Genomic DNA, 13,086 nt, shown 5'->3' on the forward strand with positions numbered 1-13,086 from the left:
TCCGTCACGCATCGGGCGCTCCCCACAGCAACATCGCATCCCCATAGCTGAAGAAGCGGTAGCGCGCATCGACCGCATGGGCATAGGCATCGAGGATGCGTTCGCGCCCGGCAAACGCCGAGACCAGCATCAGCAAGGTGCTTTCCGGCAGGTGGAAATTGGTGACCATCGCGTCGACGCTTTCGATGCGATAGCCCGGGAAGATGAAGATGCGGGTCTCACCGGCGAACGGCTGCAGCTCGCCGTCGCGCATCGCGCTTTCCAGCGAGCGCACCACGGTGGTGCCGACCGCGATCACCCGGCCGCCGCGTGCGCGCGTGCGGCGCACCTGCTGCACCAGTTCGGCGCCCACATTGAGCCACTCGCTGTGCATCACGTGATCGCCCACGTCATCGACACGCATCGGCTGGAAGGTGCCGGCACCGACATGCAGGGTGACGTGGCCGAACTCGACGCCCTTCGCACGCAGCGCCTCCAGCAGCGCCTCGTCGAAATGCAGGCCGGCGGTCGGTGCGGCGACGGCGCCCGGTTCGCGCGCGAACACGGTCTGGTAGCGCTCGGCATCGGCGGCATCGGGCACGCGCTCGATGTAGGGCGGCAGCGGCAGGCGGCCGGCATCGACCAGCCACTTGTCCAGCGGCGCATCGACATGGAATCGGAGGTGGTGGAAGGCCTCATCGCGGCCCAGCACCTCGACTTCGCCACCGGCATCCAGCGTGATGCGCGAGCCCGGCTTCGGCGTCTTGCTGGCGCCGACCTGCGCACGCGCCTCGTTGCCGGGCAGCACGCGCTCGATCAGGATTTCGACGCGGCCACCGGTTTCCTTCGTGCCGAACAGTCGCGCCGGGATGACGCGGGTGTCGTTGAAGACCAGCAGGTCGCCTTCGCGCAGCAGGTCCGGCAGGTCGCGGATGCCACGGTCCTCGAACGGCGCGTCACCCGGCGGCACCAGCAGCAGCCGGCTGGCCGAACGCTCGGGCAGCGGCGCCTGCGCGATCAGCGCGGGCGGCAGGTCGAAATGGAAATCGGACTTCTTCAAGGACACGGCGGGCGATGGCGGATGCGCATTCTAAAGCGTGCGTATGCGCCGCTTCCCTCAGCGGTCGAACTTGGTGGACAGCACGATCGACGAGGTGGTGCGCTCCACGCCGTCCACGCTGCCGATGCGGTCGGTCAGCTCGTCCATCGCCTCCACCGTCGGCACCGTGCCCAGCGCGACCAGGTCCGACGGCCCGCTGACCGAATGCAGGGCGCGGACTTCCGACATCGCGCGCAGGGCCTCGACCACGTCCGGCATCCGGCGCGGCTGCACGGTCACCGAGATATAGGCCCGGATGTGGCTGCGTTCGGCGGCCTCGGACACGCGGACCGTGTAGCCGGCGATCACGCCTTCGCGCTGCAGGCGCTCGATGCGGCTCTGCACCGTGGTCCGCGACAGCCTGAGCCGGCGCGCGATGTCGGCGGTCGAGGCGCGGGCGTTTTCGCGCAGCAGGCTGAGCAGTTGCTGGTCGGTGTCGGTGATCTTCATCGAATCGCGGGCCAATCTTCGGCAGATTGCCGAAATAATCTGATATTTCGTCAGATTCCGCACTACCTTCCGACGAAATTATCCAGATAATTGGGGTTTGCATCGACTTCGGGGCTCCCATGAACCTGCTCGACACCCTGGCGCCGCTGCGCGCCCACGGCCACGCCCGCACCACCGGCCTGGATGACGCCACCCTCGCCCGCTTCGCCGCCACCCATCCGGCGCTTGTGGAAGCCGTGCAGGCCGCCGCCGCCGAGTACGCGGTCATCGCCCGCGAATTCCCCGAACTGCTCGACCTGGACGAGGCCGCGCAGGCGGAGAAGATCCAGGCCGGCTTCGTCAATTTCTATTCGGCCGACACGGTCAACCCGTATGTCGCGCTGGCCGCGCGCGGGCCGTGGGTGGTCACGCTCAAGGGCGCGGTGCTGCACGACTCCGGCGGCTACGGGATGCTCGGTCTCGGCCACACGCCGCAGCCGGTGCTCGATGCCATGGCCAAGCCGCAGGTGATGGCCAACATCATGACCCCCAACATCGCCCAGCTGAAGTTCGACCGGGCGATGCGCAAGGAGATCGGCCAGACCATCGGCGGCTGTCCGTACGCGCACTTCATGTGCCTCAACTCGGGGTCGGAATCGGTGTCGCTGGCGTCGCGCATCGTCGACACCAACGCCAAGACCATGACCGATGCAGGCGCCCGCCATGCCGGCAAGACCATCAAGCGCCTGGTGGTGAAGGGCGCGTTCCACGGCCGCACCGAGCGCCCGGCGCTGTATTCGGATTCCAGCCGCAAGAACTACGTGCAGTACCTGGCCAGCTTCCGCGGCGAGGATTCGGTCATCACCGTGCCGCCTTACGACGTGGCTGCGCTGGAGAAGGCCTTTGCCGATGCCGAGACGAACGGCTGGTTCATCGAGGCGATGTTCCTGGAGCCGGTGATGGGCGAAGGCGATCCGGGCCGCAGCGTGCCGCGCGCCTTCTACGATGCCGCCCGCGAGCTCACCCGTGCGCATGGCGCCCTGCTGCTGGTCGATTCGATCCAGGCCGGCCTGCGCGCGACCGGCTATCTCTCCATTGTCGACTACCCCGGTTTCGAGGGCATCGCCGCGCCGGATCTGGAGACCTACTCCAAGGCGCTCAACGCCGGCCAGTACCCGCTGTCGGTGGTCGCCGTCACCGAATCCGCCGCCGCCATCTACAAGCGCGGCCTGTACGGCAACACCATGACCGCCAACCCGCGTGCGTTGGATGTCGCGATCACCGTGCTCGGCCAGCTCACGCCCGCGCTGCGCGCCAACATCCGCGACCGTGGCACGCAGGCCGTGCAGAAGCTGGAAGCGTTGAAGGCCGAACTCGGCGGCATGATCACCAAGGTCCAGGGCACCGGCCTGCTGTTCTCCTGCGAGCTGGCGCCGGGCTTCAAGGGCTACGGCACGGGCAGCGCCGAGGAATGGATGCGCGAACAGGGCATCGGCGTAATCCACGGCGGCGAGAACTCGCTGCGCTTCACCCCGCATTTCGCGATGGACGGAGCCGAACTGGACCTGCTGGTGTCGATGGTCAAGCGCGCGCTGCAGGAAGGCCCGCGGGTCGAACAGGCGGCCTGATCGCCCTTCGCCACGGAAACAGAAACGCCCCGCATGCGGGGCGTTTTTTCGTGCGCGATGTGGCTTCGGCTCAGGGCTTCGCCGGGTAGCGCTTCATCGCGGCATCAATGACCGCACGGGCTTCGGCGGCATCGCCCCAGCCGTTGAGCTGCACGGTCTTGCCACCGCGCGGCAGCTGCTTGTAGACGCGGAAGAAGGCCTCGATGCGCTCGATTTCCTGCGCCGGCAGATCTTTCAGTTCGCTCATGCCGGCATAGCTGGCATCGACCTCATCCACCGGCACGCCGATGATCTTCTCGTCGGCCTCGCCGCCATCGACCATGCGCAGCACGCCCAGCGGCCGGAAGCGGATCACGCTGCCCGGATGCAACGGCGCACGCGTGAGCACCAGCGCATCCAGCGGGTCGCCATCGCCGGCGAGCGTGCGCGGCATCGAGCCGTAATTGGCCGGATACGCCATCGGCATCGCGATGAAGCGGTCGACGTGCAACAGGCCGTCTTCGCCCATCTCGTACTTGGTGAAGCCGCCGGCGGGAATCTCCACCACCAGCAAGGCCTCGGCCGGCGCGTTCTCCGCTTGCGCGATGGCGAACGGATGCACCCACGCGGGCGGCGCGGCAAATGCCGCCAACGGCAGCGCGAAGCCATACGCGATGACGATGGCGAGGCGACGCATCACCGCCACGCGTCGCGTTCGGCGGCGGCTCATTCCCAGCACCGGTCGCTGCGGCCACCAAGCGTGGCATCGCGATGCGTGCAATCGCGTTCGGCGATGCGGCCTTCGCGGATCTCGCGCAGCTGCTTGCGGCCCTGTGCATCGCGCACGATCTCGACATCGTCATACAGGCGACCGGTCACCGTGCGCGCCTGGTAACGCATGCGCTGGTTGTCGATGCGCAACACCTGGAACAACTGGGTGTCTTCGGCGGTCGGCGCCATCTCGCGCTTGGCCTCGTCCGAGAGGCGGTACTGCTTGGGCCCGGCCACGCTCACCACGAACTGCGGCAGCGCCTTGCCACGCGTATCACCGGCGCGCCGTCCGTAGGTATGGTCATGGCCCTGCAGCACCAGGTCCACGCCGTGCTTCTCCATCACCGGCACCCAGGCCGCACGCAGACGGTCACTGGCCCCACGACCGCGCGGCGAATACATCGGCTGGTGAACCAGCACGATCGACCACGGATGCGGGTTCCGCGCCAGCACGCGATCCATCCAGCGCGTCTGCGCCTGCAGCGTGCCGAGGTCGAGCGCCGAGGTGCCATCCAGCACCACGAAGCGGACGCCCTGCGCATCGAACCAGTACGTCGTGGCCCGCGCGTGCTCGCCTTCCGCACCGTTGCGGGGCAGCGCGAAAGCCTGCATCCACGACTCGCCGAGCACGCGACGCTCCTGCGGCGTGTCCTCGAACTCCTCGCGGTATTCGTGGTTGCCGATGGCCGGCGCGACCAGCATCACGTCGGGCAGGTCGCCGGCGGCTTCGAACCACTCGCCCCACTCGTTGTCGTCCACCGCTTCGGCGACCAGATCTCCGGCATAAAGCGCGAGCGTGGCGTCCGGCGCGTGGCGCATGGCTTCGCGCATCACCCGGCTGACATGGCTCAGGTTCTTGTTCTGCGTGTCACCGAAAAACAGCACGGTCAGCGGCTCGCCGGTCGCGGCGGCGGTGCGCAACTGGCGCCAGCCGCTCCAACTGCCCTCGCCCTGCACGCGGAACATGTAGAGCGTGTCCGGCGCCAGGCCATCGATGTCCGCGCGATGCACATGCACGCCGCCATTGCTCGCCTGCCACGCCCGCGTGACGGCGGTGATGCGGCGCGGCTCGCCGACATCCGGCGAATCGGTGGCGATGCGGATTTCGATGACCGGCGACTGCACGCGGTCATTGGTGCGCCAGTTCACCGCGAAGCCGCTGGATGCATCCTGCGCGGGGCTGGCGATGATGCGGTCGGGCATCGCGCTGGCGACATAGCGCGTGGAGCCCGCACGCACCGCGAGGTTGGGTTCGTTCTCGCCGGGCGATTGCGCGAAGGCCGGCGCCATCACCAGCGCGAATGCGGCCAGCACCGTCCACCCACCCTTTCTCATCGCGGCGATCCAATCGTGTCGATGCATGGTGTCAACGCGCCCCGCAGCCTTCGAGCGAAAGCGCCTTGGCGATGTCGCGCCAGTCGAACGCGGCCACGGCCTGGTCGTCGTCCACCGCGTAGAACACGCCCTGCGGGAAACGCGCGTCGACGCTCTGGTCCAGCCAGACGCCATCGGTATTCGCGGTGCGCTTGCCGGCGAACGCGCCGCGATGCGCCAGCGTCACCCGGTCGAACACATGGAACAGGCTGCGGTCCTTGAACTGGTCGGTGGCGATCCAGTAGCCGCTGCCATCCGCGCAGGTGAACAGCGCCATGCCTTCGGCCTGCGCCTTGAACAGCGATGCGCCGATGTCGCGACCCCGATAGCGGCCATCCAGCCCGTATTCGCGCAGGCGGGTGCCGGTTGCCACGTCTTCTTCCGACAGCAGCAGGCGATCGTGCGCCACATCGCCGAACACCGATTCCGCGATGCGGATCGCGCCCGCCTCGCCCGTGTCACCGAACGCGCCGGTCAATCGCGCCTGCCAGCCCTTGCCTTCGCGCTGCAGTGCATAGCGCTTGAAACGCTGGCCGAGTTCCGCCAGCGGCGGCGGCACGTCCTCGTCCTGCGCCGACATGTAGTTGTCGCTGACGATCACTTCATAGCCACCCGCCTGCCTGCGGACCCACAGGCCGTAGGGCTGCTTGAGATCGGACGCGCCGAACACCAGCAGCGGCTTGAAGTCCGGCAACTGGAAGACCTGCACGCGCTGATTGTCGCGCTCCACCACCAGCACCAGATCATCGATCACCGAGATGCCGTTCGGGCGCTGCATCCGGCCCAGCGCGGTGCCGGGACCGGACACGGTGCGCAGCGTCTTGCCGGTATCACCGTCATAGATGACCAGGCGATGGGTCGCCTTGGCGGTGCCGATCAGCCAGCGCTGGCCCTGCGGCGTGCGCCAGCTGGCGGGGGAATCGATGTTTTCGTCCGGCGCGGACGCGGTGAGGAAGGCTTCCGGCACCACGACATGCGCGATGCCGGCTTCGGACAGCAGCGGATCCTTCTCGACATGCTCATCCGGCTCGCGCGCATCGGGCGTCGTGGCGGGCGGCGGCAGCGTGGCGCAACCGGCGGCCAGCACCATCGTAAGCAGCATCATGCAATGTGGTTTCACGTATTCCCCGGCGCTCGCGCATTCAACAAACCGCAGAGATATACGACCGTTGCTTGACGGTTTCGTGTCAATCCGCGCATTGCATGACTGTCATCGCATCTGCATCGCAGTGTCATGTTTCCGCCATGCGACAGGCCTACAAATCCCTGCTTTGTTTCGTCATGGGGATGCAATACATGAAACACCACGCCTTGGCCCTGGGTCTGTCGAGGGCGCTGTGCTGCGCCGCGCTGCTGCCGGCCACCACGTTCGCGCAGCAGGCTGCGCCGGATGGCGCCTCCACCGATCCCAAGCAACTAGACGCGGTCGTGGTCCAGGGCGAGATCACCTACCGTGACCGCACCAACGACATCGAGCCGGTACTGAGTTACGACCTGGAATACTTCCAGCGTTTCGAGCCCAACACCGTGGGCGACATGCTCAAGCGCGTGCCGGGCGTGACCTTCGTCGGCTCCGACGTCATGGAGTTCGATGGCGTGATGATGCGCGGCATGGCCGCCGGCTACACGCAGGTGCAGATCAACGGCCGCAAGGTGCCGGGCGCGGGCGACGACCGTTCGTTCTGGGTGGACCGCATCCCGGCGGAAATGGTCGACCACATCGAGATCCTGCGCAGCAACAGCGCCAACCGTTCCGGTGACGCGATGGCCGGCGCGATCAACATCGTCCTGCGCGACGCATACAAGTTCGATGGCAGCTATCTACGCATCGGTGCCAACCGCTGGTTTGATGGCGAAGTGAACCCGACCTTCGGCGCGGTGACCAGCATGGATGCACTCGGCGGCCGCATCCTGGCTGGCATCAACGTGCAGGACCGCTACCGCGCCAAGGACAAGCGCTCCGACCGCTTCGCCGATCCGTCGATGAAGGAGCTGTTGAGCTGGGAAGACCAGTTCGAAGTGAAGGATGGCCGCGACTATTCCGGCAACTTGTCCTACAACGCGCATGTGGGCGAAAGCGGACGCCTCGGCATCGACGGCTTCTTCGTCAAGACCAGGCGCGACGTGAAGGAGGTCTCGCACGAAGTGGAATACGACGGCGGCGATGTCATCGAATCCAACGTGCCGGGCCTGAACCCCATCGACCAGAAGAACTGGGGACTGGGCCTCGACTACCGCTTCGGCATGGCCGGCGGCACCACGCGCTTCGAAGTGGGCCACGCGCGCTTCGAGGACAGCAGCGCCGAGAGCGAGGAGAAGCACGAATACGTCAACGGCGACTGGGATGCCTCCGAAGCCGAGGCTTCATCGGTGGACGCGAAGGACGGCGAAACCAGCTTCACCGTGTCGCACCAGCGTCCGCTGGGCACGAGCGAGATGGAATTCGGCGTGGACTACCGCCGCAAGAAGCGCGACGTGACCTACCGCAACTTCGCCTGGGAAGCCAACAATGAAGGCGACCCGGTGGTGTATGCGGATGATGGCAGCGTGGGTTCGCGCATCGCCGAAGTGCGGCTGGACCCCTACCTGATGTTCTCCGGCAAGGGCGAACGCTTCGCCTGGGAAGCCGGCCTGCGCTACGAAACCACCCGCGCCGACATCGACCACAGCGAGGACGGCGTGCTGGAAGGCGCCGCACGCCGCGACTACAAGGTGCTGCTGCCCTCGATGCACCTCAAGTGGGACCTGACCGACGCGACGCGCCTCAGCCTGTCGCTGGCGCGCAGCATCAAGCGCCCCAACTTCAACGAGTTGATCCCGGCCGTGCTCGATGGCGAGTTCGGTGACAACGATTACAAGGGCAACCCGCTGCTGGCGCCGGAAACCGCCAACGGCGTGGACATGGGCTTCGAACGCCGAATGGGCCGCCAGGGCATCGCCGGCATCAACGTGTTCTACCGCGACGTGAAGAACCTGATCGAACTGGTCAACACCGGCGAATGGAGCGAGGACGCGCACGACAGCTATGCCAAGGACCTGAAGAAGTTTCTCAAGGCCAACCCGGGCAAGACCGCCGCCGACTTCGCCTTCAAGCCAGAGAGCTGGCTGTTCACCTCCGGCAACATCGGCAACGGCAAGGTCTATGGCGTGGAGCTGGACCTGTCCACGCCGCTGACCGCGATCGGCATGCCCAATACCGGCGTGTTCCTCAACTATTCGTGGCTCAACAGCAGGATCACCGACTTCATGGGCGAGCGCCGCTTCAACGACCAGGCGCGCAGCGTGTTCAACGTCGGCTTCATCCAGGACCTGCCGTCGTGGGCCGCGAGCTTCGGTGCGACCTACCGCAAGCAGAGCGCGTCCTTCAGCCGCATCCTGGCCGAGGAAGTGACCGTGCGTTACGGCGAGGACCTGGAGATGTTCGTCGAGAAGCGCTTCGGCAAGACGCTGTCGGTGCGCCTGAGCGCCGCCAACCTGCTGGATGCGTCGAAGGACGAGTTCTTCCACAAGTTCGACAATCTCGGCGACCAGCTTGGCCGCGATTACGACGAGTACGAACTGGAAACCGAGAAGGCTGGCCCCAGCTACCAGCTGGTCATGCGCTGGGCGTTCTGATCCTGCTTGAAGGGAACCGGCGCGATGCCGGTTCCCGCGTCACGCCGCCAGCGGCCGCGACCTGAGTTCCGCCACTTCGTGCGCGGTTCCGAAGCGACCCTTGTCGTCGCGTGTCACCTGCGCCAGCGCACACGCCGGGTCGTGGGTGAAGAACAGATGCACGTTGCGTGCACGCATGTCATCGAGGAAATCGCGCTTCTCGTCGATCAGCAGTTCGGCGTTGCGGTCGTAGCCCATGGTGATCGGCACATGCACCCAGGGCCGGCCTGGAATCAGGTCGGCGCAGAACACCACGCCGCCGTGCGCCTCGCCATCGACATGCTCGGGCCCCACGATCTCGGCCAGCATCAACCCCGGCGTGTGGCCATGGCTGTAGTGGAAACGCACCGCATCCCCCAGTACGCGGCTGTGCGCGCCGTCGACGATCTCCAGCCGTCCGCTCGCCTGCAGCAGTTCGTTGAGGCCGGGGATGAAGCTGGCACGGTCGCGCGGGTGCGGGTCCTGCGCGCGTTCCCAGCAGCCCCGGCTGACCACGAAGGTGGCGTTGGGGAACAGCAGCTTCGGCGCCTCGCCTTCGGCCCACGGCGACAGCAGGCCGCCGGCATGGTCGAAATGCAGATGCGAGAGCACCACGACATCGATGTCCTCGTGGCCGAAACCGGCCTCGCGCAGGGAATCCAACAGCACATGGCGGTCTTCCTGCACGCCGTAGCGTTCGCGCAGCTTGGGTTCGAAGAAGCTGCCGATGCCGGTTTCGAACAGCACCGTCCTGCCGTTGAGCGGAGTGGCCAGCAATGCGCGGCAGGCCAGCGGGATGCGGTTGAGCTCGTCGGCGGGGATCCACTTGCGCCACATCTCGCGCGGGGCGTTGCCGAACATCGCGCCGCCGTCGAGTTTCTGCGAGTTGCCGAGGATCGACCAGAGTTTCATCGCACCACTCCCGCTGCTGCATCCATGACGTAGGCCCGATTCTACGCCCGCGTCTCGACGCGTCCTTAAGATCGCGCGTGGCCCAATGCCTGCCTGCATCCCACAGGAGAAAACGATGATCGGCCAGCCAGTACCCGACGTGGTCCTGAAAACCCGCGTGCGCGATGAATCCATCGGCGGCGACAACCCGTTCCGTTGGCAGGACGTGTCCACCGGCGATGTCTTCGCGAAGGGCCGACACGTGCTGTTCGCCCTGCCCGGCGCGTTCACGCCCACCTGCACCACCGAACAGTGCCCGGCCTTCGAACGCGAATTCGACGCGCTATGCGCGGCCGGCGCCGACGACGTGCACTGCCTCTCGGTCAACGACGCTTTCGTGATGTACCAGTGGGGCAAGCACCTCGACATCGGCAAGGTGAAGATGCTGCCGGACGGCTCCGGCAAGTTCACCCGCCGCATGGGCATGCTGATCGACAAGGACCATCTCGGTTTCGGGCAACGAAGCTGGCGCTATGCCGCGGTGATCGATGACGGCGTGGTCCGCGCGATGTTCGTCGAGCCCGGCATCAACGACGACGGCAGCGACGAGGATCCCTACGGCGAGAGCAAGCCGGAAAATGTGCTGGCGTGGATGAAGGCGAATCCGCGCGGCTGAAAGCTTCTCCGCATCGCCAAACAACAACGGCCGGGAATCCCCGGCCGTTTTCATTCGTGCATGTCGATGTCGATGCGGTCAGTGTGCCGCCGCCTTCGCGCGCACCTCGCCCTTGCCGACCGGGTTGCGCGGATCGCTGCCTGCACTCAACCGGCCGGTCGAAAGATTCCATTCCACCGTCTGCAGGTTGCCCCAGGCATCCGATGAACGCTCGCCGGCCTTTTCGCCCGGCACGGTGACGGCATGGCCCATCGCGCGGAGCTTGGCCACGGTGTCCGCGGGCAGCGCGTCCTTCTCGATGCCGATGGAATCCGGCATCCACTGGTGGTGATAGCGCGGCAATGCCGCCACCTGCTGTGCATCCAGCCCCGCGTCGTAGCCCAGGATGCCGAGCAGCACCATGGTGATGATGCGGCTGCCGCCCGGCGTGCCGAGCACGGTGATGCGGTCGCCGGACTCCATGAAGGTCGGCGTCATCGAACTCAACATGCGCTTGCCCGGCTGCGGCGCGTTGGCGTCGTAGCCCATCACGCCGAACGCATTGGGCGTGCCGGGCTTGAGCGCGAAGTCGTCCATCTCGTTGTTGAGCAGCACGCCGGTGCCGGGCGGGATGAGCCCCGAGCCGTACAGCAGGTTCACTGTCTGGGTGCCACCGACGCGGTTGCCCTCGCCGTCGATGATCGAGAAATGCGTGGTTTCCGGATGTTCGTCGAACGGCGTCGGCGTGCCCGGCAGCAGCTCGCTCGGCGTCGCCTTCAACGGGTTGATGGTGCTGCGCAGGCCGGCCGCGTACAGCGGCGAAGTGAGCGTGGCCTGCGGCACTTTCACGAAATCGGGATCGCCCAGATAGAAGGTGCGGTCGTGGTAGGCGCGACGCATCGCTTCCACCACCAGATGCACGCGGGTGGCCTCGTCCATCTTGGTCAAATCCCACGGCGCGAGCATCTGCAGCATCTCGGCCAACGCGATCCCGCCGGATGACGGCGGCGGCGCGGTCACGATCTTCCAGCCGCGATAGTCGAAGCGGATCGGCGCGCGTTCCTTGACCCGATAGCCGGACAGTTCGTCGGCCGTCCAGCGCCCGCCTTCCTGTTTCACCGCGTCGAGGATGCGGCGTGCGGTCTGGCCGCGATAGAAGCCGTCGAAACCCTTGTCCGCCAGCAGCTGCAGCGTGCGCGCGAGTTCCGGCTGGCGCAGCAGTTCGCCTTCCGCCAACGGCTTGCCATTTTTGAGGAAGACCTCGCGGGTGCCGGGGTAACGCTCCATCACCTCGCGGCGTTCGTCGTAGCCGCGCACCAGCCGGCCATACATCGGGTAGCCGTCGCGGGCGATGCGGATCGCCGGCTGCAGCGAAGTGGCGAGCGGCAGTTTTCCGTAGCGCTCGGCCATGTGCACCAGCGCCGCCGGCAGGCCGGGAATGCCCGCCGACCACGGCCCGTTGGTGGCGCGGTCGCGATCGAGCTCACCCTTGTTGTCGAGGTAGGCCTCGGGTGTCGCGCTGGCCGGCGAGGTCTCGCGCGCATCGATGAAGACATCGCGCCCGCTCTTCTCGTCGTGCAGCAGGAAGAAGCCGCCGCCGCCGAGCCCGGAACTGATCGGCTCCACCACCGACAGCGTGGAAGACACCGCCACCGCCGCGTCGAAGGCATTGCCGCCCTTGTCGAGGATTTCGAAGCCGGCATCGGTGGCCAGCGCGTGCGCGGAGGCGATCGCCGCGCCATCGGGGCGCGCATGGCGCGGCGTCTCGCGCGCCTCGGCCCCCACGAATACAAACACCAGCGCGAACGCCAGCCACGCCCGCTTCAACAGCAGCTTCGACATCGTCATGCAGCCTGCTCCAGCTGGCGCAGCTTGGCCAGCAACTGGTCTTCGGTTTCAACGTGCTCCGGGTCCAGCTCGATGCATTCGACCGGGCAGACCACCACGCACTGCGGCTCGTCGTAATGGCCGACGCATTCGGTACACAGCGCCGGGTTGATGACGTACACGGTTTCGCCCTGCGAAATCGCCTGGTTCGGGCAGGCCGGTTCGCAGACGTCGCAGTTGATGCACGTGTCGAGGATCTTCAGGGACATCGGGGGCGGCCGCGCCCGCCGGTGGACGGGCGCGGCGGCATCGCGCTTACTTGGACGACACGAAGACGAAGTTCACGCCCGACGGCGCGACGGCGGCCTGGACGCGGTCCTTGTCGGCCGGATCGCCCACGAAGACGACCTTGACGTTCTTCATCGTGCCCGGCTTGGCGTCCTTGAAGCCTTCGATGACCAGGTCGGCCAGCTTGGTGCGCGCCGGCGACCCGAACAGCAGCATGTTGCCTTCGATGATGCCGCGCGAGAGGTCGAGCTGGACGCGCTCCAGCAGGCGGTCGTACTCGCCCTTGAAGTCGGCGCTGGATTCGCCCGGCAGGAAGTACGCGTACGGGGCGTTGGTCACGCCGTCCATGTTCGCCTTCGCCACCGAGCCCAGGTAGGGCTGCCATGCGGCCTTGTCCTCGCCGGACGGCACGGCGACCGGGGCTTCGGCCACGGCGGCGGCCGGGGCGGCCTCTTCCTTCTTGCAGGCGGAGAGCGAAAGCGCCGCGAGGCAGGCGGCCAGCAGGATGCGGTTGGTGTTGCTCATGGGTTCCC

At 66.8% G+C, this 13,086-nt stretch carries 12 protein-coding genes; 3 read left to right on the plus strand and 9 right to left on the minus strand.

All coding sequences use genetic code 11. The features are described from left to right. Positions 1–4: 4 nt before the first annotated feature. Complete coding sequence (gene queA / locus DCD74_RS06655) at positions 5–1,039, minus strand: tRNA preQ1(34) S-adenosylmethionine ribosyltransferase-isomerase QueA (protein WP_112926627.1); 1,035 nt, start codon at positions 1,037–1,039, stop codon at positions 5–7. Positions 1,040–1,096: 57 nt separating this feature from the next. Continuing rightward, positions 1,097–1,528, minus strand: a complete 432-nt coding sequence (locus DCD74_RS06660; protein ID WP_112926628.1) for an Lrp/AsnC family transcriptional regulator — start codon at positions 1,526–1,528, stop codon at positions 1,097–1,099. A 119-nt stretch (positions 1,529–1,647) separates the two neighbouring features. On the opposite strand from DCD74_RS06660, the gene DCD74_RS06665 reads away from it, so the two are divergent. After that, a complete protein-coding gene (locus tag DCD74_RS06665) occupies positions 1,648–3,135 on the plus strand; it encodes an aminotransferase class III-fold pyridoxal phosphate-dependent enzyme (protein ID WP_112926629.1) in 1,488 nt (495 codons plus the stop codon). 70 nt (positions 3,136–3,205) lie between these two features. On the opposite strand, the gene DCD74_RS06670 is transcribed toward DCD74_RS06665, so the two are convergent. The 3 genes from DCD74_RS06670 to DCD74_RS06680 form a co-directional block, all read right to left on the minus strand. After that, a complete protein-coding gene (locus DCD74_RS06670) occupies positions 3,206–3,844 on the minus strand; it encodes an inorganic diphosphatase (RefSeq protein ID WP_407072191.1) in 639 nt (212 codons plus the stop codon). Continuing rightward, complete coding sequence (locus tag DCD74_RS06675) at positions 3,841–5,175, minus strand: purple acid phosphatase family protein (RefSeq protein ID WP_237049693.1); 1,335 nt, start codon at positions 5,173–5,175, stop codon at positions 3,841–3,843. Before DCD74_RS06675 ends, DCD74_RS06670 begins: the two co-directional genes overlap by 4 nt. 76 nt (positions 5,176–5,251) lie before the next feature. Continuing rightward, positions 5,252–6,361, minus strand: a complete 1,110-nt coding sequence (locus DCD74_RS06680) for a phytase (RefSeq protein WP_112927712.1) — start codon at positions 6,359–6,361, stop codon at positions 5,252–5,254. A 194-nt stretch (positions 6,362–6,555) separates the two neighbouring features. Here DCD74_RS06680 and DCD74_RS06685 point away from each other — a divergent pair, with 194 nt between their 5' ends. Beyond that, positions 6,556–8,874 (plus strand): TonB-dependent receptor plug domain-containing protein, encoded by a 2,319-nt coding sequence (locus DCD74_RS06685; protein ID WP_112927713.1) that lies wholly within the window; start codon positions 6,556–6,558, stop codon positions 8,872–8,874. 39 nt (positions 8,875–8,913) lie between these two features. Here DCD74_RS06685 and DCD74_RS06690 read toward each other — a convergent pair whose 3' ends face one another. Further along, on the minus strand, positions 8,914–9,804 hold the full coding sequence (locus tag DCD74_RS06690; RefSeq protein WP_112926631.1) for an MBL fold metallo-hydrolase: 891 nt from the start codon (positions 9,802–9,804) through the stop codon (positions 8,914–8,916). A gap of 115 nt (positions 9,805–9,919) precedes the next feature. Between DCD74_RS06690 and DCD74_RS06695 the strand changes: the two genes are divergently transcribed. Next, positions 9,920–10,459 carry a peroxiredoxin gene (locus DCD74_RS06695; protein ID WP_112926632.1) on the plus strand — a complete coding sequence of 180 codons (540 nt, stop codon included), beginning with the start codon at positions 9,920–9,922 and terminating at the stop codon, positions 10,457–10,459. A gap of 78 nt (positions 10,460–10,537) precedes the next feature. Here the strand turns inward: DCD74_RS06695 and ggt are convergent, their stop codons facing one another. From ggt to DCD74_RS06710, 3 genes are read right to left on the minus strand one after another with little or no spacing between them, the layout of a single operon-like run. Beyond that, positions 10,538–12,286 carry a gamma-glutamyltransferase gene (gene ggt, locus DCD74_RS06700; protein WP_112926633.1) on the minus strand — a complete coding sequence of 583 codons (1,749 nt, stop codon included), beginning with the start codon at positions 12,284–12,286 and terminating at the stop codon, positions 10,538–10,540. Continuing rightward, positions 12,283–12,534, minus strand: coding sequence for a YfhL family 4Fe-4S dicluster ferredoxin (locus tag DCD74_RS06705; RefSeq protein ID WP_112926634.1), 252 nt, complete (start codon positions 12,532–12,534; stop codon positions 12,283–12,285). The genes ggt and DCD74_RS06705 overlap by 4 nt, the downstream gene beginning before the upstream one ends. 46 nt (positions 12,535–12,580) lie before the next feature. Beyond that, positions 12,581–13,078, minus strand: coding sequence for a hypothetical protein (locus tag DCD74_RS06710; protein ID WP_112926635.1), 498 nt, complete (start codon positions 13,076–13,078; stop codon positions 12,581–12,583). Positions 13,079–13,086 lie beyond the last annotated feature (8 nt).

The sequence above is a fragment of the Lysobacter oculi genome, from assembly GCF_003293695.1.
Classification (GTDB): Bacteria; Pseudomonadota; Gammaproteobacteria; order Xanthomonadales; family Xanthomonadaceae; genus Solilutibacter; species Solilutibacter oculi.

Bases quoted from the DNA above. Each gene is read 5' to 3' on its own strand.
- DCD74_RS06680 (WP_112927712.1), bottom strand. From the start codon at position 6,361: ATGCTGCTTACGATGGTGCTGGCCGCCGGTTGCGCCACGCTGCCGCCG.
- DCD74_RS06670 (WP_407072191.1), bottom strand. From the start codon at position 3,844: ATGAGCCGCCGCCGAACGCGACGCGTGGCGGTGATGCGTCGCCTCGCC.
- DCD74_RS06705 (WP_112926634.1), bottom strand. From the start codon at position 12,534: ATGTCCCTGAAGATCCTCGACACGTGCATCAACTGCGACGTCTGCGAA.
- DCD74_RS06690 (WP_112926631.1), bottom strand. From the start codon at position 9,804: ATGAAACTCTGGTCGATCCTCGGCAACTCGCAGAAACTCGACGGCGGC.
- DCD74_RS06665 (WP_112926629.1), top strand. From the start codon at position 1,648: ATGAACCTGCTCGACACCCTGGCGCCGCTGCGCGCCCACGGCCACGCC.
- ggt (WP_112926633.1), bottom strand. From the start codon at position 12,286: ATGACGATGTCGAAGCTGCTGTTGAAGCGGGCGTGGCTGGCGTTCGCG.
- DCD74_RS06675 (WP_237049693.1), bottom strand. From the start codon at position 5,175: ATGGCGCCGGCCTTCGCGCAATCGCCCGGCGAGAACGAACCCAACCTC.
- DCD74_RS06660 (WP_112926628.1), bottom strand. From the start codon at position 1,528: ATGAAGATCACCGACACCGACCAGCAACTGCTCAGCCTGCTGCGCGAA.
- DCD74_RS06695 (WP_112926632.1), top strand. From the start codon at position 9,920: ATGATCGGCCAGCCAGTACCCGACGTGGTCCTGAAAACCCGCGTGCGC.
- DCD74_RS06710 (WP_112926635.1), bottom strand. From the start codon at position 13,078: ATGAGCAACACCAACCGCATCCTGCTGGCCGCCTGCCTCGCGGCGCTT.
- DCD74_RS06685 (WP_112927713.1), top strand. From the start codon at position 6,556: ATGAAACACCACGCCTTGGCCCTGGGTCTGTCGAGGGCGCTGTGCTGC.